The organism is Acinetobacter sp. SFD (genome assembly GCF_001647575.1).
Lineage (GTDB): Bacteria > Pseudomonadota > Gammaproteobacteria > Pseudomonadales > Moraxellaceae > Acinetobacter > Acinetobacter pecorum.
Map to the genome: position 1 here is coordinate 122,318 of NZ_LSZJ01000014.1, position 19,312 is coordinate 141,629.

Sequence of the window (19,312 nt, forward strand, 5' to 3'; positions counted from 1 at the left end):
AAAAGTTAGGTGGAAGTATACCGTTTTCTCTATATTGGCACAGTAGGCAGTGCTTAGTGAATATTCACTTAAGCAGACTTCCCTTCACGGATTGCCAAATCCAGTGCTGTCAAACGCTCGGGAGTTCCTACATCAACCCAAATACCTGTCAACTTTGAGGCAGCAACTTCATTATTCAACATCGCAGCCTTTAATAAAGGCGCCAGAGGACGCTTTCCAGCTTCCAGGCCTGCAAACATTTTCGGATCAAGTACGGATATACCGCTAAACGTCAGTTTTTCACCTTCGACTTTCTGATCAAAAGTATAGGCTTTCCCACCTGCAAGCGTAAAATCACCTTCAGGATGTTGTTCTGGATTCTCGACCAAAACCAGATGTGCCAGATTTTCACCCAGCTCAACATCCAGTAAAGGTGCAAAGTCCATACTGGTCCAGACATCACCATTTAATAAAATAAAAGGTTCATCACCGAGTAACGGCAAGGCATTGATAATGCCACCAGCAGTTTCCAGACCTTCAACTTCATGTGACCAAAGGATGTGCACGCCGAATTGCGAACCATCACCCAAAGCTTCTGCAAGTTTCCCACCCAGCCAGGCCGTATTGATCACAATTTCAGTAACACCGATTGCCGCCAGTTTTTCTAGATGCCAGACGATAAGTGGTTTGCCACCGACTTCAAGCAAGGGTTTCGGGGTATGCAAAGTTAAGGGGCGCATACGATTGCCAAGGCCTGCGGCCAAAATCATCGCTTTCATTTAGGCAGCCACCTCATATGAGCCATATTTGGCTTCAAAAGCCGGCATCACTCGGTCACGGATAAACTGCATGAATGGCTGAAGTTCAGTATAAGCTTTTGATTCTTCGAGCAGATACCACATTACACGTGGTAAATCCTTGAGATAACCTGACTTGCCATCACGTTCAAACAGACGCACAAAAATACCTAAAATCTTGATATGACGCTGAATCGCCATCATGTCGGCATCTTTTTTAAACTGTTCAAAGTCACGCTCTTCTTTAGCAGATGCTGGCAACAAGTCATAAAAGTTTTTGAACCAGCGATACACACGGTCGGCATTCCACTGCACATAGGCATCACGGGTAATCGAAATCAGGTCATAAGTATCCGCACCAATCACGGCATCCTGAAAATCAATCACACCGAGTTCGGTTTCATTTTCGATTTTCATCAAATTCCGGCTATGAAAATCACGATGCACAATGACCTGAGGTTGTGCCAAAGCAGCATTGGCCAGAATTGCAAAGGTACGCTTGATCAAGGCTGATTCTGCCTCTGTGGGCTGTACCTTTAAAGCCGGCAGCATCCAGTCGGTCAGCAACTCCATTTCCGAGATCAGCTTTTCATAAGAATAGGCGGGGAATTGCCCTTCTCCCGGAATGGATTGCAGCTGAATCAGCTGTTTAAAGCTTTGCTCATAATAGGCATCTACAGTCTCATCATTCAGCAGATTAGACAGCAGGACATCACCAAAGTCTTCCAGAAGTAAAAAACCATTCTTCAAATCTTTTGCGACGATATGCGGAACACGCACGCCATGAGCATCAAAAAATTCATCAATCGTCACAAAAGGCACACAATCTTCTTTTTCTGGTGGTGCATCCATCAACATAAATGTTTTATTATTCAGCTTGATTCGTGCATAACGACGAAAGCTGGCATCACCTGCTAAAAAATGAGTTTCAAATTGATCTGAACCGAGTACAGAGGCAATCCAAGATTGTATCAATTGTTCGCGTTGTGTATTCATTTGCAATTAATTCTAATACAGGCTGAGTTTTTAAAGTGCTAAGTGTAGCTACTTATCAACTTTTTCTCTATGATGCGACAATAATTAATTGCGATAAAAGCATGATTGGTTAATGAGACAAATGAAGCATCACTTTAAAATAAATCCTCTAGCGACTGCGATCTTAACCCTTTTATGTGGCAGCTCAGCCTCCAGCTTTGCTGCATCAAATGTCTCGTCCGATGTAAATGCAGAACAGCTTAAACAGCGCATTAATGAGACCTATCCAGGCGAAGCATTCTTCTCGCAATATTATGTCGACAAATCCTCTGCTGAAGCACAGCAACGTCAGGGAAAATATTTAAGCTCTGCCTACTGTAAAGGTGCCTGGGTCACTCCGATTGCCCCCGATGCAGAAACCGTTGCGCCAGATCAGGCTACCTCAACCATTAGCGCCGATTATGGATATTATGATCCGACGGGTGATTCTTTCCTGCAAGGAAATGTGGTAATTGACCAGCAAGGCCGTCAAATCCGTGCAGAGCGAGTCACCATCGATCAGAGCCAGACCTATGCCAAGGCAGAAGGTAATGTGCAACTTGCGCAAGGTGGATTAATCTCGCAAAGTGACGATATAAATTATAATTTAAAAACCCAGCAGGGTGATTTATATAACAGTTTCTACATTGCAGAACAGCAGCATGCTCACGGTCGTGCTGAAAAAATTGCCAAGACCTCAGACAATACTCTTGAGTTGGAAAATGCCACTTACTCCACCTGCCCGCCTGATCAGAAACCTACCTGGAAAATTCAGGCAGAAAAGATCAAGCTTAATCAGGAAACCGGACGTGGTGAAACCAAAAACACCAAGCTTTATGTTAAAGATGTTCCAGTATTAGCAGTTCCTTATTTTAATTTCCCGATTGATGATCGCCGAACCACCGGTATTTTGACACCGATTTTTGGCTTTACCAATGATGGTGGATTTGAACTTGGTGTTCCTGTTTATCTGAATTTAGCACCACAATATGATGCGACAATCACGCCGCGCTATATTGGAGACCGTGGTTTAATGCTGGAGGGCGAGTTCCGCTATCTGACTGAAGATTATGGATTAGGACGGATCTGGGGTGGCTATTTACCTTCAGATAGAAGCTATGACAATAGAGACCGCAAAGACTTACACTTTTTGCATGCCTGGCAAATCAACGAGCAGTTTTCCACCAATCTGGAATATAATTACGCATCAGATAAAGATTTCTTTGCCGATCTGGATAACAACCCGAACTCAAAAAGTGATTTAAACCTGCGCCGTGCCTGGGAAGTCAATTATAGAAATGGTATTCCCGGCCTAAAAGCACAATTTAAAGTTGAAGATTTCCAGACCCTTGATCCCTCTGTTCCAGATGAAGATCGTCCTTATGCACGTTTACCTCAGCTTTTAGTGCATTATAAAACTGGTAATCCATTGGGATTACAGTATGAATTTAAAAATGACACGGCTTATTTCCAAAAAGACCTGAAAAATTTTGTTGATACGGGTTCAAATGACGAAAAGGTATATCAACCAAGTGGTACGCGGATTTATAACGACTTTTCTGTAAGTTACAACCATTTTACCCCTTGGTCTTTTTTCATCCCTAAAGCATCATTACGTAACATCAATACCTTCTATGATGAAAAAACCCAAAACCGTAGCGCATCTAGTGAAAACAGCTCAATTGTAGTTCCACAGTTCACTCTGGATACCGGCTTGATCTTTGAGAAAGAAGGAACTTATCTACAAACCCTGACGCCTCGCCTTTTCTATGCCTATTCGCCATATGAAAACCAGCAGAATCAACCTAACTTTGATTCCGTAGTAGCTTCGATCAATTACGACCAGTTATTTAGTGCACGCCGTTTTTATGGTAATGACCGTTTGGAAGACAATAATTTTGCCTCCCTCGGTCTCAGCTATAGCTTATTCAATGAAGAGGGGCTGGAGCGTTTACGTGCCAGTATCGGACAGAGTTTCTTTTTTGAAGACCGCCGGGTAACACTGGAAAGCGATGCAGATGAATTTGATCGTGAAAGTCATACCGGACCAGTGATCCAGCTCACCAGCCAGCTCTCCAATAATGTGTATATAAATCTAAACTCAAGCTGGATGTCAAATGGTGATAATGCTGAACGCGATTTGCAGGTCTATTACACGGGTGATCAAGGCAACCTGTACAACTTAGGCTATTTCTACCGCAAAAATATTCCAGACCGTCAGGAACGCTATGATCAGATCGTTGGCTCATTTATCCAGCCGATTGCCAACAACTGGCGTCTGGTTGGACATGCCCAGTTTGATCTCAACAATAGTGTCGCACGTGAATATTTACTTGGCGTAAACTATGAGTCATGCTGCTGGGGAGTATCTGTTTATGGCCGCTCATATTACAATGACTTAGATGATGTTAATGATTCAAACGTCAAGCCTAAACGAGCTATTTTGGCCGAAGTCAGCCTGAAAGGCTTAGGTGGGTTAAGCAGTAAACTCGCCTCATTACTAGAAAATCGTATTCTAGGTTTTAACAATATCAATCAAATTTGGACAGAACGTTAATGAAGACAAAACAGTTAAAACAAATTTTTAAAGCAACCGCTCTTGCGCTATGCCTTTCTTCAGCGATGACGACATTTGCTGTTGCCCAACCTAAAGATGAAGTTGTAGCTGTAGTCGACAATAGTGTTATTCTGCGTAGTGACCTAGCTCAAGGTGTAGCCGAAATTTCACATCAGCTGCAAAAACAGAAAAAGACAGTTCCACCACAACAATATCTTGAACAGCAAGCCCTAGAACAACTCATTATTCGCCAAGCACAGCTTGAGCAAGTAAAACGCTATAACATTCGTCCAGATGAAAAAGCCTTAAATGAAGCAGTTCTGAAAGTTGCCCGTAATGCTGGTTCACCAACTCTGGAAGCCTTCCAGCAAAAACTGGATGCTATGGGACCAAATACCTATGCTTCTTTACGTAATCGTATTGCTGAAGATCTGGCGCTAAACCGTTTACGTCAACAAATTGTGACTTCACGGATTCAAATTACAGATCAAGATGTTAAAAACTTCCTGAATACACCACAAGGTCAGGCTTTGCTCGGCAGCCAGGTGCATGTGCTGCATATGCGTATAAGCGGTGCAAATGCTGAACAGATTGCGAATCAGGTAAAGCAAGAATTAAATAACAGCAATGATATTCAGGCAATCAGCAAAAAATACAGCAAGAGTGGCATTAAAGTCGAAGCTGCTGACATGGGGGTAAGAAACCTGTCAGAAATTCCGGCTGAACTGGCTGCTCGTGTGACCACCCTGCAACCGGGTCAGACTTCTGAACTGATTCCTGTTGCCGATGGAGTACATGTCCTAAAACTTCTGGAACGTAAAGGTGGTGAACAGAAAGCTCTTGTTACTCAGTATTTGACGCGGCATATTTTGATTCAACCTTCTGAAGTGGTAAGTCCAGAAAATGCCAAACAGATGATTGATAGTCTGTATAACCGCCTGAAACAAGGTGAGGATTTTACTGTTCTAGCTTCAACATTCTCTACTGATCCTGGCTCGGCACGTGATGGTGGAAGCTTGGGTTGGGTCAGCCCAGGAGTAATGGTGCCTGAATTTGAACAGCAAATGAAAAGCACCCCAGTAGGTCAGTTTAGCAAACCGTTTCAATCCCAGTTTGGATGGCATATTCTTCAAGTGAGTGAAACACGTCAACAAGATATGACACAGGAATATCAGGAACGTATGGCCCGCCAATTATTAGGTGAACGTCAATTTGATGCGGAGCTGGACAGCTGGTTACGTGAAATACGTAATAACGCTTATGTTGAAATTAAAGACCCACAACTCGATCCTAAACGTAACCGTTAAGCTCCTTGAGCTACTAATAAAAAGCCAGCAATATATTGCTGGCTTTTTAATTCAACTTTTCGAAACATGCACATATAAAAAAACCTCTCCAGGAGAGGTTTTTTTATTTTTCAGACTTGATTAACGATTGTTTTCATCTTCTGACGAGTCGTCAAATTTAGTATCGTTATCAAAACCAGCGCCTTGACCGGCACCGAAGCCACCTTGACCACCGAAGCCACCTTGACCACCGAAGCCACCTTGACCACCGAAGCCAGCGCCTTGACCGGCACCGAAGCCACCTTGACCACCGAAGCCACCTTGACCACCGAAGCCAGCGCCTTGACCGCCACCGAAGCCACCTTGACCACCGAAGCCAGCACCCTGACCGCCACCAAAGCCACCTGCAGCACCTTGACCGCCAAAACCAGCACCTTGTGGACCAGCAGGCGCACCAGCAGGACGTGGATTACGTGCAGGTACTACAGTTGAAATTGCATGCTTATAAACCATTTGGCTTACTGTGTTTTTTAATAAAACCACGTATTGGTCAAAAGATTCGATATGACCTTGTAATTTAATACCGTTTACCAAGAAGATAGATACTGGGATACGTTCCTTACGGAGAGAATTCAAGAATGGATCTTGCAAAGTTTGACCTTTAGACATGTTATAACTCCAAAAAATTAAAAATCAGCGCAAAAACTATCTCTATTTTTCAATTAAAAATTATAAAAAAGATAGTCTCTAAATTTTGCTTTATCCGTGACAGTTTCGCAAGTCTTCTTGAGCCTGCTGTAGCGTAAAATATGTTGTAAATTTATGCTTTTCTTGCAAAGACCTTAACCACGTATATTGACGTTTTGCAAGTTGTCGTGTGGCAAATAAAGCCTTATCCTCCATTTCCTGTTGCTTTTGCTTGGTTTTATCGCCATTTTTTAAAAATTCTATGGCTTGTCGATAACCCACTGAACGCATGGAAGGTAAATTTTCATTAAAATCGTATTTTTCAATTAAGTTTGCAACTTCATTTAAAAAACCGCTTTCCCACATAATTTCCAGACGTTGTTGAATACGCCCGTGTAATTCTAACCGATCAGGCATAAGGGCATAATTATGGAAACTGTAACGATATGGTAAGTTTTTAGGTTGTTCTGCCTGTAGTTTTGTAATCGGCTCTCCCGTCAATTTAAAAACTTCCAGAGCACGAATAATGCGCTGTTTGTCACTGACCTTAAATTTTTCACCGGCAATCGGATCGACTGCACATAATTCTGCATAAACCGCTTCCCAACCTTCCTGCTCACCTTTCGCCTCAATCTCTGCCCGTATAGCATAATCTGCACTGGGTAGATTATCTGACAGACCTTCGAGCAAAGCTTTAAAATACAGCATGGTTCCGCCGACCAGAATCGGAGTCTTACCACGGGCATGAATATCATCAATTAAACGACTAGCATCTTCAACAAAGTTGGCCGCAGAATACACTTCAAGTGGACTGATAATATCAATCAGGTGATGCGGATAACGCGCCAATTCCTCTTTAGAAGGCTTGGCAGTACCAATGTCCATTTCCCGATAAACCAGCGCAGAATCGACCGAAATCAGCTCAAAACTCCCTTGCTCATATAGCTCACATGCCAAAGCAGTTTTGCCACTTGCAGTTGGCCCCATTAAATTGATGACCGGCAATTGATTGGACATGTAAAACTACTCTCCTCGAGCAAAAAGTTTATCTAGTTGAGCCAATGGAAAGGCGCGCCAGGTTGGACGGCCATGATTACATTGACTGGCAAATTCGGTTTGTTCCATCTGCCGTAATAAAGCATTCATTTCCGACAAACTCAGGATACGATGTGCTCGCACTGCACCATGACAGGCCATGCCTGCCAGAATCTGGTCACGTTTCTGCAATAGACTTTGTGCCTGATCACCCGGATCTAAATCATTCAATAATTCAGGAATCAGAGCATCAAAATCGGCCTTGTGTAGAATAGCTGGCACACCACGTACAATGACTTGCTCATCACCATACTGGTCAATTTCCAGACCCAAACGTGCTAGTTGCTCCTTAAGTTCTTCTACCCGCATCGCCTGCATCCGGCTAATGTTTACGACCTTTGGAATCAGCAGTTGCTGTGACGTCCAGAATTCAGGTTTATCCCAGGCTGATTTCATCTGCTGCAAAACGATACGCTCATGCGCCGCATGCATATCGACAATAATCAGACCTTCGGTATTTTGCGCCAGAATGTAGATACCATGTAACTGGGCAATGGCAATACCCAATGGATGCTCATCCACTTTGGCCTTTACATGTGTCTGAAAAGACTGCTCAGGACTGAATACTTCAGTTTCCGACCTTTCTCTCAGCGGAGCTAAATAATTTTGCAAGGCATTATTCAGCTGCTGTGAACCCGAATAAGATTTACGGTAATCTGGGGAATAATGCACCGTTTGTGGACCTGAAGATGCAAAATCGGTCAGTACATCTGAAGTTTCATTTTCACTTAAGGCAGATGTCGTTCTCACCACCTGCGGCTGAGAACGCGCAGTCTGATGCAGACTGAACTGTTCCTGATAACGTGGTTGCGGGGCCGTCAAGCCAGGCTGCTGATCCTGTTTCATTGCTTCGGCCAGATCCGCAGTTGCGGTCTGGAATTGTGCCAGCGTTTCTTTGGCATAATGCCGCACAAACTCATGTACTTCACGCTGATTCAGGAAGCGAATTTCATGCTTGGTCGGATGGACGTTCACATCCACATTTTCTGGATCAACTTCTAAAAACAGTAAATAAGCCGCATGCTGATGCCCATGCAAGATGCCGTCATAGGCCATCCGCAAGGCATGAGAAATGGTTTTGTCTTTGACAATCCGGCCATTCACATAGACATACTGCAAATCAGCCTGTGCACGTGCATCTGAAGGATGGCCAAGCCAGCCAGACAAACGCATGTTGATACTGTCTGCATCGATCCAATAGGCATTTTCAGTAAACTGGCGGCCAAGCAATTGCTGTACCCGTTGAAAACGCAAAGCGCCGCTATCCGCCACGGGTAAATTCAGCTTGATGCTTTCATTATGTTCCAGCACAAACCGGATATCAAAATGCGTTAACGCCATACGGCGCACAATTTCTTCGATATGACCAAATTCAGTGCCCGGTTTTTTCAGGAATTTACGCCGTGCAGGCACATTGAAAAACAAATCCTGAACCCGGATATGTGTCCCTTTCGAAGCTGCGACCGCTTGAATTTCCTGATGATCAAAAGCCGTGCCATTGACTTCGACCTGATAACCGATGCCCTCGTCATTTTGACTGCTGATCATGGTCAGGCGAGAAACTGCAGCAATCGACGCCAGTGCTTCGCCACGAAAGCCCAGACTGCTAATCGCATACAGCTCGTCAGCGCTCTGGATCTTGCTGGTAGCATGGCGCATCACGGCCAAAGCTAGATCTTCGGAATGAATTCCGCGTCCATTGTCGATGATTTCAATTAAAGTACTACCACCCTGTTCGACCCGAATGATCAGTTCCGTCGCACCCGCATCAATCGAGTTTTCCAGTAATTCCTTGACCACAGAAGCCGGACGTTCAATGACCTCACCTGCGGCAATCTGGTTGGCAAGTGCAGGATCAAGGGCACGAATACGGCGCAGACTTAAATCATTCGACATGTGAGAATTGGCGCTCCAGAGCTTCTCGTAAGGCAAGATTCGATGAAATCAGACTTGCAGTACGGGTGAGCTCATCTTCAGATTTTAAAATTTCAATAATCAGGTCAGCTTGCGGAATTTCATCGCCACCTTTGGACGGCCATTCAAATAAAAATAGCGCATTCGGTGTTTCCAGATAATCCCGGATGCCCATCAATTCCAGCTCATACGGGTCATTCAGACGATACAAGTCAAAATGAAAAATATCCTGACCATTGATTTGATAGGGTTCGACCAATGTATAAGTTGGACTTTTCACTGAACCTTTATGACCCAGCTGTTGCAAATAATAACGCGTTAACGTCGTTTTTCCTGCCCCCAGGTCACCAATCAGATACACGACTCCCGCAGGGAAATTTTCCGCCAGAACCTTGGCCAGTTTTTGGGTATCGTCTTCATGATTTAAAGTGACACTAAATGAATAAGGCATATTACTCACGACATGATGCAAAAGAATAAATATGATAGCATCGCCACGCTTTAAAAGCCTATTCACCCGTGTGAGAAACTGTATTTTTTCACAGCATCTGTTCCTTAAGAGGTTAATCTGCCTGCCATGCAACCGACTGTTGAATTTAACCCGCCCATGCTGAATGGAGTCAGTGCCAGTAAAGTGTTTTTGCCAGCCAGTCCGGATGCGCCCCTGACAGTTTTTGCTTATTTATGCACGCAATTTGCGCATATTACAGCAGATGAATGGCGGTCCCGTTTCAACGAGGGACTGGTCTATAATGCCCAAGGCAATCAATTAACAACAGAAAGTCCATTTCAAGCCAATAGCCACTGTTTCTATTACCGCTTTTTGGCACATGAAGTGCATGTTCCTTTTCAACATCAGATTTTATTTGAAAATGAGCATTTCATGGTGGTCGATAAACCGCATTTTTTGACCATGAGCCCGACCGGACAATATGTGCAGGAAACGCTACTGGTTCGTCTTAAAAAGCAAACCGGCAATGAGCATTTAACGCCCATTCACCGGCTGGACCGTGAAACGGCAGGTGTGGTCCTGATTTCCAAATGTGTGGAATCACGTGGCCTGTACCAGCAGTTATTTGCTACACGGCAGGTGCAAAAAACCTATCATGCAATTGCGGCGTATAACCATAGTTTAAAATTCCCATTGGTCACACGTTTGAGAATGCAAAAAGGTCAGCCTTTTTATACCATGCACGTGCTAGACGGAACGCCAAATAGCGAGACAGCGATTGATCTGCTGGAACACAACACAGAATGGGCCAAATATGAGTTGAAACCGCATACTGGCAAGCAGCATCAATTACGGGTGCACTTGAATCATCTGGGTATTCCGATCCGTCATGATCCCTTTTATCCACAGGTAGTGCACAAGGCGGAAGATGATTTTTCTGCACCTTTAAGTTTATTGGCTAAACATATTCAATTTATCGATCCGATCACGCAAAAAAGCCTAAATTTCAGCTCGCAACTTGAATTGACACTGTAAATCGCCTGTCATTACATATTATTTTCTAAAATCGGTCGCTTTAAGATTGAATTTCAAACATAATTGATTAGAATAAAGGCGAAAAGTTAAGTAATTTAAAGCTTTAAAAATATTATGAGAAAAACTGAAGTTTATCAAATTCGCTTGGACTCGCAAGAGAAGAAACAAGCCTTTGCAGTATTTAAGCAATTGGGGATTACGCCAGCTCAGGCTGTGCGTCTTTTTTTCAAGCAGGTGGTGATTACCAAATCGATCCCCTTCTCGATTGAAAACCAGAATATCAATCTGGAACAGCTGATCCGACTACGTAAGCTGAAACAAAACGAAGCTAAAACCGAGCAAAATGCGCTTTCCAGTTCTGCCATGAATCTACTGGATGATCAGGAGATTGCATTGGATGATGATCATCTTGATTTATTTGAAGAACTGAATGCTATTTTGGGTGAAAGCGACAAAATTTAACATTGTTGCATTTCCAAACAATTTCTAAAGCCTGCCACTCACAAACTTCGCTATGCTTGATGCTGATAATCAATAAAAAATTAGCTGGAGTATGCAATGCTCGTACGACGCGCCCAGTCAGCAGACCTGAATCAACTGGCGATATTATTTGATGAATATCGACAGTTTTATGGTACGTCTTCCAATCCTGAACTCTCTTACCAATTTTTAAAACAGCGTTTTGAAGATGGACAGACTGTTATTTTTATCAATACCAAAGATGATACCTTTACCGGCTTTATTATCCTGTATCTGGGTTTTTCTTCGGTGGCCTGCTCGACTTATTATATTCTGGATGATGTGTATATCACGCCGGTTTTTCGGCGTCAGGGCGCAGCCAGACAACTGATTGATACCGCAATTTTATTTGCCAAACATGAACAGGCCTTAAGAATCACCCTAGAAACCCAAAAAAACAATTATCAATCGCACAAATTATATGAATCCATGGGATTTATTAGAGACGATGAGTTTCAAACCCATCACTGTTTCCTAAAATAAGCCTTATTTTTTAATCCAATTTCAAGAGAATAAAAAAATTATTATTCAGAGCGGAATTTGGCCTGCGCCACCTGTTCCACATCTAAATACAGCCACTCTCCTTCAGCCAGTTCTGGTAAAGCTAAAGCACCAATCTGTGCACGGTGCAACTGTTCAACTTTATTGCCTACAGCAACCAGCATACGCTTCACCTGATGATAGACGCCTTGATGGATAGTCATTTGCAGACGATTTTCAGCCAATCGTGTCACTTCAGTAGCTGCAAAAATGCCTTTTTCATTTCTTAACTCGACCCCTTGCTCTAATTGCTGAATCTGTTCATCCGTGACTGGATCCGCAGTTTGCATCTGATAGACCTTGGCAACATGCTTTTTGGGATGAGTTAAGGCTTGCAGGAATTGGCCATCATCGGTCAGCAATAACAGCCCGGTGGTATCCTGATCCAGACGGCCTACACACTGAATTCCCCGATTCAGCAGAATGTCATCAAACAGGTCAAACACACTAAAATGATGGGTCGCCTGATGCGAACATTCATAGCCTTGTGGCTTGTTTAAGGCGATATAGACTTTTTCCCGATAGGTATAGCTTTTACCATAAACCTCGAAATTCAAGTTATTTAAATCCAGTTTATGTTTGGGATTGTCAATCACTTCATTTTGAATTGAAACAGCACCATTTTTAATCAGTTGCTGACAATGCTTACGAGAGCCGAAACCTTGTGACTGCAACATTTTTTCCAATAGCATCTGTTTATACCTGTATCGAGTGAAGACCTGTGCATTCTATCCTGAATCAGTCATGAATTTGGTTTCTTCCTCTGTTTTCTAGGTATCACGTGTTGAAAAGCTCTACAATAGCTTTATTTTTCACTCTATCTCTCCTACTTATGTCGCAACTTGATCTAAATCTGATTGTTCTTCTGGTATTACTGGCTTGCGGTATTTTCAGCCATAATAGTGCAGTCACCATTGCTGCAGCGGTGTTAATCGTTTTAAAAATCACGCCTCTCAGCAGTTTGTTGCCCTATGTACAGGCACATGGTTTAAATATCGGCATTATTATTCTGACCATTGGTGTTCTGACACCAATTGCCAGTGGCAAAATTTCTGGAGAAAGTATTTTAAAATCTTTCCTGAGCTGGAAGTCTTTACTGGCCATCGCAATTGGGGTCTTTGTCGCCTGGTTGGGCGGACGTGGGGTGAAACTGATGTCAAGTCAGCCAGATGTGGTGGCCGGACTCTTGTTAGGCACAGTAGCAGGTGTAGCAGTATTACGCGGTGTTCCGGTTGGCCCTTTAATTGCGGCTGGAATTTTATCGGTATTTATTGGGACGCGATAATACATCGGGTTTGAAAAATGAGATTAAAAAATCAAATAATTTTAAAAGGCTGCCTATGCGTTTTATCTGCTAACGCCAAAGATCCACGACGACCTCCATGTCGCCCGGCATCAAACTGTATCTCAAATTTTAATTGACAGAAAAATAGATATCTCACTGCAAGGTTATCCAATTCAGCTCAACCTTATTCTAGAAGATAGGACCAACTTTCTATCATTTTTTAATTTAGCAAGTAGACTGAAATATTCAGGCTTATTCCACAAACAGCAAGGCTAAACGCACTTGGTCATAAGCCATTTTAGGTGTAGTGAGTTCCACAATCGGACGCAGCTTAATAGAACCATCATCATTAAAATGTTCCGAGTTTTGACGCTTGGTCAGGCGTTTATAAATCTTGCGAACCTGTTCCACCACTTCTTCACCCGGATGGGCAACTGAAATATCCAGCCCCTGCTCTTTATGCAAACGGCCTAAATGGTTAATGATGGTTGCCGGAGTCAAACCACGTTCAGTTGCAATATCAGCAATCTCATAACCTTCTTCAAACAGTTCCCGCGTTTCATCCAATGTTGCAGTAGCATAGCTTTGTTTACCACCATTTTTGGCAATTTTCTTCTCATTGCGCTGGATTTCAACTTCATTTAAAGTCCCGCCACAATGCCGGATAAAGGCATTATGCTGTACAGTCAGATCCACATTATCAAAATTCGCTTCGGCTTCATCAGAGAGTTCCTGAAAACGGCGATCCGCCTTAATAGCCAGAGTATCGAGCTCTAAAGCCTGCTCATTAAAACCTTTTAAACGTAAGCCATTCAAGCTTTTTAACCGCGATAGCGCTACGTACCCCTGACCCTTTTCAAAAGTATGGCTCAGGTCAATCTCGGCAGCTTCCAGAGTCATTCCTTGGGATTTATGAATGGTAATCGCCCAGGCCAGACGTAATGGAATCTGCTGGAAACTGGCAATGGTTTTACCTGCTTCATTGTCGACTGACCAGGTTTCAGGCTCCACGATTAATGTAGTTCCATCCGTCAGTTTGACTTTCGGTAGCACACCATATTCATCATCTTCTTCAAAGCCAATGACTTCACCCAGACTGCCGTTGATATAGCCCATATCGAAGTTGTTTTTCACAAACATGACTTTGGCATGTTTTTTCAGGGTTAAAGACTCTGGTGCACGCACTGAAGATTTTAAAGTCTCGATCAGCTTGTCATTGCCATCACACTGCGCATCAAACTGGCGCGGATCATTGTCAATTTCATTCAGATGTTTGAAGTTAATACTGTCCACATCCATATTATGGGTATAAAGCCGTGTATAGGTTTCGCCAATATCCTGCTGGCGTGTGGCCTGAAGCGCTGTACGATGTTCATGATTAATTGCCTGTGCACGAATGGCATTTAGAATATCATTCAGATAATCATTGCCCTGACGATGCTGCTCAGTCAGATAACAGACACGAAACTTGGCTTCCACCCAGGCATCCGACATAAAGCAGAATTTGTCACGGTTGCGTTCATCATTTTTACCAACGGGCGGCAACTGGAAAAAGTCGCCTGCAACAATCACCTGAATCCCACCAAAAGCCTCATCACTTTCCTTGAAATATTTCAGTACCTGATTGACCAGATTAAGCTGCTTGGCATGCAGCATGGAAATTTCATCAATGATCAAAACTTGTGCGTTTTCTAGATGTTCTTTCAGGTATTTACGTTCCTTCATGCGCTTTAAGTCTTCTTCAGACAAAAAGTCCTTAATTCCAATTCCCGCCCAGGTATGAATGGTCATACCATTCATGTGCGTTGCTGCAATCCCGGTCGATGCGGTAATCGCGACCGACACCTTACGGGCCTTCAGATAATTGATATATTGATTAAGTGTATAAGTTTTTCCTGCACCCGCAGAACCGGTTAAAAATACATTTTCGCCTGCTTTTAAGAGCTTAAGTGCAGTTTCCTGTTTCATAAAAGACATACCGTAAAAGAACGGCTATAGCCTAACGAGTTTTAGCGGAAAAGTTAAGCTTCATGGACATAAAAGGACTGAATCTGGTCAAGCCTGCAGGTTTAGCCAGTTAATAAAATGCTGGGCAATATTGCAGTATTCAGCTTCTGCTTTTTGATTGTTCGGATATTCCAGCTGATCAAAAATCACCTGCCCATTGACCAGACGGCAGCCCAGCATCAGCGGTAAGCGTACAGCAGGATGAGACATACGAAAGGCTAGATACTGGCCTTCCACTATTTGTTGGGCGTAACTTGCTGCCAGGCAGTTGCGGAAAATTTTGGTTTCTTCAATAATCCGGTCCAATGTTTTCAGCTCTTCAAAACGCCAGTTGAAATATAACAAGAAAGGGACCTGTGTCCGTGTTTTCCAATGAGCCAAAGCAAATTCTTTTTTCAGCTTGGCAATAATTTCCTGCTTCTGAATCTGATCATGCCAGGCAACCGCCTGACTAAACAAACTGCTCCAGCTCAGGTTTTTTGGTATGTGTTTATGATTGGAAAAATAGTCAACCAAATAGTCGCGCACATAACTGTCAAATACCGACTCTCGCATATGCCCGCCGTGCATATAAAACAGCTGCCTGAATTCAGTAAAGGTAATCTGGTAGCGCCGCAAAACAGTATAAAAGTCACGATTCTGCTGGCTTTGAGGCTGAATATACGCCAAAACTTCATCCGGAAGATGCGCGGTGATCCTATATAGATGCTGCATATACGCCTGCATCACCCGGCTCAAATTCAAGTAAACTTTCTTAGTCAGCTGATCATCCATTTTCGCCATATTGCGCAGCAACTCCATCCATTCATCCAGATACAGAATCGAGGGGCTAATCGCAATTCGTTGATCATCAAATGATTGGCGTGTGCCTTTCAATACAAATGACTGATTATGCTCACTCTGAAACCATTCATGCTGGATCGCATATTCATGTATGCTATGAATAAACAGACGTGCCGAAACATATTGAAAATATTGCAAGGTCGCCAGAATAATCTGTGGATGAATATGGTGACTATCTACAAAACTTAAGGCTGTCACCGCCACCCGCACACTGCTATGCTGGATATTGTTACTGATCCAGTCCAGCACTTCAGCAGATTGCTTGAATAGCCAATTTACCGCTCGCTGACAGTCAAACAGTGGCAATCGAGCCACCTTTTTTTGCCATAAATAAGAATGATTTTCAAAGAAATTCCGTTTAGATAACAAATCATCCCGATGCCAGACCTCGCGGTTCATCAAACGGACAAAACCGAGCAGGTTGCTCTGCTCCTGTGCATGCCGATACAGCATGCAGATATCATCAGTGTGATCAATCAGTTCCTGCAGGTTAAAACGCTCTTCAAAAGACAATGACATAATCCGGAATGTTACCGAAGGCAAAAATTGCGTAGCACTAAAACAGAATTCATCCAGACTATCCATCAATGACTGGATGGACAGAAATTCATCTTGCTGCAGATATTGCAAAGAAAAAGCCTGTTGCAAGCTTTCAAGGATTTGCTGTGGAATTTCATTCCCATGCTGCACAAAGTTTTGCATGACAGGTATTGTGTATAGTCCCGCCTTGATCAGCTGCTGGTCGATAATCTCAGCCTGAACAGCCGACATCTGCTGCAGAAATGCGAATACCCGTTCTGGGCCATTGAGCCCTGCATACACCTGAGCAAAAATGAGCTGGCGTAACTGCTTGGCTTTGTCGCGCAAATATAGTGAATGCTGGGGTTTTAAATCTCCAGTCAGGAAATAGATATCCTGTAGAAAGAATTCCTCCAGTGCTTCCGCCTTGCTTTTATGGAAATAAAACTGACGTTCCACCAAAGTAGACACGGCTCCTGAGTCTAATGCGGGCGGAGTATGAAACTGGATATAAAACCATCCATCCAGCAATTCAATCCGATGCTGATCCTGCTGAATTTTTAATAAATTTTGTGCATTCAGCTGACCAATCATCGCCATCTGGTCAAGATAAAGCTGTTTTAGCTCTGGAGAAATCCGCAAACATTGTTGTGCTAGTAAACTTAAAGGCGCTATCAAGCCATTCTGTTCCATACGCGCCTCGTCATCTTAGGATCATCTTATTTTTATATTGGATCATGCTGACTCCTTGATTGCCAATCAGGGCCCACTTAAAGATACATTATGGCATCACTTGCACTATAAAACAGTCATGGATTTTCATTGCTGAAAAATAATACGCAATGGTAGACCAACAGTCCAGATTTAATAGAAAACGCCTTTTATTGGCCTTGTTGCCGCAGCACGCTAAGTTCGGCCAGACCGGTATAAATGTGGTGTTGAAGACTCTGTCGAAATGCGATCAGCTCTTCCTGAGTATGCACCTGAGCCATCGATTGTCTTGGCATAAACTGAAAATAAAATGGCAGACGTTTGGGAAACAGTCGCTTGGGCAAAGAAGGAATTACATCGCCTTGACGTAGTAATTTTTTGAGTTGTGGTACCTTTAGGAGTGTCTGGAAATATTTGTGCTGGACAATCTTATTGGCATCAAAGCCAATCTCATAGACTTCGTCCCCACCGAGCGCTGCAAACGGGACAATATCATAATTAAACTCTTGAGCCAGTTTTAAAAATCCGTAACGTTGCTTCCAGATCAACTGATACTGCTCGCCTTTTCGTTTTAAAACTTCACGACCCCCACCCGGAAAGACCAGAATGGAATAGCCCTGCTGCATCGCAGTACGCACATAATGTTGTGTCCCATCAATAGCACCAAATTTTTTCACAGCTTCACGCCACAAGGGCACATAAAAATGGCTATGATCAGCAATGCTGACCACAGCCACTTTATGTTCGTTATAGAGATAATCAATCAGCATCGGAGAATCGAAGATTCCGTACATGGAATGATTACCGACATACATTGCAGGTCGACTGGCATCAATATATTCGGCCCCTAAAAAAGTAGGGGTAAAATAAAGTTTGGATAAGGCACTTAAGCGTCTAATCCACTGCCCGTCATGTTTGACCTGCAAAATATGCTCCTGGCTTATGCAACGTGTTTTTGTACCAGAATTGAGCCGACTGAATAGCCTGCACCAAATGAACAAAGTACGCCATATTCGCCATCTTCGACTTCATTTGCAGTACGGTGCAAGGCAATGATTACACCTGCTGAAGAGGTATTCGCGAACTCGTTCAGAATAATCGGTACCAGACCAGGTTTGGCATTCTCCTTACCCACCACCAGCTTCAGAATCAGTTCATTCATGCTGGCATTGGCCTGGTGCAACCAGAAACGTTTCACCTCTGTTGGCGCAATATGATTTTTCTCAAGCTGAGTAGTAATCATTTTTGCAACCAGTGGGCAGACTTCTTTAAATACCTTGCGACCATCCTGACGGAAACGCTTGTCATCAATATCGGCATTTTCAGACGTATTCAGGAAACCGAAGTTATTGCGGATATTATTGGAGAACTGGGTAAATAATGAAATATCCAGAATTTCAAAACCGGTCTTGGTTTCGGTGTCTTCAATAATGGAGGCAGTGGCAACATCCCCAAAAATGAAGTGACAGTCACGTGAACGGAAATCGGTATGTGCAGAAGTAATTTCCACATTCACAAGCAACACACGGCGTGCACCTGCTTTGATCGCATCATAAGCCTGTTTCAGACCAAATGTAGCTGCAGAACAGGCCACATTCATGTCATAGGCATAGCCTTTGATTCCTAAAGCAGTTTGAATCTCAATCGCCACAGCCGGATAAGCACGTTGCAAATTCGAGCATGACAGAATCACGATATCAATATCTTCAGCGGTCACACCGGCATTTTCCATCGCCTGCTTGGCGGCAATTACACCCCACTCTGCTTGCAGTGAAATTTCGTCATCTGCACGTTCACGTAAGTTTGGACGTAAGCGTTTTGGATCAAGAATACCTGATTTTTCTACAACATAACGGCGCTGAACACCAGACGCTTTTTCAATAAACTCTGCACTAGAACCACGACGCGCTTCAATTTCGCCTGCAGCGATTTTGTCAGCATTTTCGTGATTAAACAGTTCCACATAAGCATTTAAACTTTCAACTAATTCTTCATTGGTGATGACGTGTTCCGGATGGAATAAGCCCGTACCCGTAATGCGGATGCCCATGTAAAACTCCTTCTCTGAATTAC

Annotated in this window: 17 protein-coding genes; 6 read left to right on the top strand and 11 right to left on the bottom strand. The window is 43.3% G+C overall.

From position 1 onward, the window contains the following. Window positions 1-68 precede the first annotated feature (68 nt). Window positions 69-758 (bottom strand): N-acetylmuramate alpha-1-phosphate uridylyltransferase MurU, encoded by a 690-nt coding sequence (gene murU / locus AY605_RS11805; protein WP_064096581.1) that lies wholly within the window; start codon window positions 756-758, stop codon window positions 69-71. After that, window positions 759-1,772 (bottom strand): aminoglycoside phosphotransferase family protein, encoded by a 1,014-nt coding sequence (locus tag AY605_RS11810; protein WP_064096582.1) that lies wholly within the window; start codon window positions 1,770-1,772, stop codon window positions 759-761. 121 nt (window positions 1,773-1,893) lie between these two features. Between AY605_RS11810 and AY605_RS11815 the strand changes: the two genes are divergently transcribed. Together AY605_RS11815 and AY605_RS11820 are read left to right on the top strand one after the other, a co-directional pair. Next, entirely contained in the window at window positions 1,894-4,347 is a 2,454-nt protein-coding gene (locus AY605_RS11815) for an LPS-assembly protein LptD (protein ID WP_064096583.1), read from the top strand. Continuing rightward, entirely contained in the window at window positions 4,347-5,654 is a 1,308-nt protein-coding gene (locus AY605_RS11820) for a peptidylprolyl isomerase (protein ID WP_064096584.1), read from the top strand. Before AY605_RS11815 ends, AY605_RS11820 begins: the two co-directional genes overlap by 1 nt. A 120-nt stretch (window positions 5,655-5,774) precedes the next feature. Here the strand turns inward: AY605_RS11820 and hfq are convergent, their stop codons facing one another. From hfq to tsaE, 4 genes are all read right to left on the bottom strand, one after another. Beyond that, window positions 5,775-6,302, bottom strand: coding sequence for an RNA chaperone Hfq (gene hfq / locus AY605_RS11825; protein WP_064096585.1), 528 nt, complete (start codon window positions 6,300-6,302; stop codon window positions 5,775-5,777). 90 nt (window positions 6,303-6,392) lie between these two features. Beyond that, a complete protein-coding gene (gene miaA / locus AY605_RS11830) occupies window positions 6,393-7,337 on the bottom strand; it encodes a tRNA (adenosine(37)-N6)-dimethylallyltransferase MiaA (RefSeq protein ID WP_064096586.1) in 945 nt (314 codons plus the stop codon). A gap of 6 nt (window positions 7,338-7,343) precedes the next feature. After that, window positions 7,344-9,311 carry a DNA mismatch repair endonuclease MutL gene (gene mutL, locus AY605_RS11835; RefSeq protein ID WP_064096587.1) on the bottom strand — a complete coding sequence of 656 codons (1,968 nt, stop codon included), beginning with the start codon at window positions 9,309-9,311 and terminating at the stop codon, window positions 7,344-7,346. Then, window positions 9,301-9,780, bottom strand: a complete 480-nt coding sequence (gene tsaE / locus AY605_RS11840; RefSeq protein WP_064096588.1) for a tRNA (adenosine(37)-N6)-threonylcarbamoyltransferase complex ATPase subunit type 1 TsaE — start codon at window positions 9,778-9,780, stop codon at window positions 9,301-9,303. Before tsaE ends, mutL begins: the two co-directional genes overlap by 11 nt. Before the next feature lie 126 nt (window positions 9,781-9,906). Between tsaE and AY605_RS11845 the strand changes: the two genes are divergently transcribed. The 3 genes from AY605_RS11845 to AY605_RS11855 all read left to right on the top strand — a co-directional run bounded on the left by AY605_RS11845 (window position 9,907) and on the right by AY605_RS11855 (window position 11,817). Further along, the gene (locus tag AY605_RS11845) at window positions 9,907-10,815 is read left to right on the top strand and encodes a pseudouridine synthase (protein ID WP_064096589.1); all 909 of its coding nucleotides are present in this window, start codon (window positions 9,907-9,909) and stop codon (window positions 10,813-10,815) included. Between the two features lie 114 nt (window positions 10,816-10,929). Further along, window positions 10,930-11,277, top strand: a complete 348-nt coding sequence (locus AY605_RS11850; RefSeq protein WP_064096590.1) for a type II toxin-antitoxin system RelB/DinJ family antitoxin — start codon at window positions 10,930-10,932, stop codon at window positions 11,275-11,277. Between the two features lie 96 nt (window positions 11,278-11,373). Then, window positions 11,374-11,817 (top strand): GNAT family N-acetyltransferase, encoded by a 444-nt coding sequence (locus tag AY605_RS11855; RefSeq protein ID WP_064096591.1) that lies wholly within the window; start codon window positions 11,374-11,376, stop codon window positions 11,815-11,817. Window positions 11,818-11,858: 41 nt separating this feature from the next. Here the strand turns inward: AY605_RS11855 and AY605_RS11860 are convergent, their stop codons facing one another. Further along, a complete protein-coding gene (locus tag AY605_RS11860) occupies window positions 11,859-12,566 on the bottom strand; it encodes a pseudouridine synthase (protein WP_064096592.1) in 708 nt (235 codons plus the stop codon). A gap of 140 nt (window positions 12,567-12,706) precedes the next feature. Here AY605_RS11860 and AY605_RS11865 point away from each other — a divergent pair, with 140 nt between their 5' ends. Beyond that, window positions 12,707-13,159 (top strand): DUF441 domain-containing protein, encoded by a 453-nt coding sequence (locus AY605_RS11865; protein ID WP_064096593.1) that lies wholly within the window; start codon window positions 12,707-12,709, stop codon window positions 13,157-13,159. A gap of 252 nt (window positions 13,160-13,411) precedes the next feature. Here the strand turns inward: AY605_RS11865 and AY605_RS11870 are convergent, their stop codons facing one another. The 4 genes from AY605_RS11870 to AY605_RS11885 form a co-directional block, all read right to left on the bottom strand. Next, window positions 13,412-15,127 carry an AAA family ATPase gene (locus AY605_RS11870; RefSeq protein WP_064096594.1) on the bottom strand — a complete coding sequence of 572 codons (1,716 nt, stop codon included), beginning with the start codon at window positions 15,125-15,127 and terminating at the stop codon, window positions 13,412-13,414. An 87-nt stretch (window positions 15,128-15,214) separates the two neighbouring features. After that, a complete protein-coding gene (locus AY605_RS11875; RefSeq protein ID WP_064096595.1) occupies window positions 15,215-17,221 on the bottom strand; it encodes a hypothetical protein in 2,007 nt (668 codons plus the stop codon). 188 nt (window positions 17,222-17,409) lie between these two features. Then, a complete protein-coding gene (locus AY605_RS11880; protein WP_064096596.1) occupies window positions 17,410-18,165 on the bottom strand; it encodes a 1-acyl-sn-glycerol-3-phosphate acyltransferase in 756 nt (251 codons plus the stop codon). Window positions 18,166-18,179: 14 nt separating this feature from the next. Next, the gene (locus tag AY605_RS11885; RefSeq protein WP_064096597.1) at window positions 18,180-19,289 is read right to left on the bottom strand and encodes a beta-ketoacyl-ACP synthase III; all 1,110 of its coding nucleotides are present in this window, start codon (window positions 19,287-19,289) and stop codon (window positions 18,180-18,182) included. Window positions 19,290-19,312 lie beyond the last annotated feature (23 nt).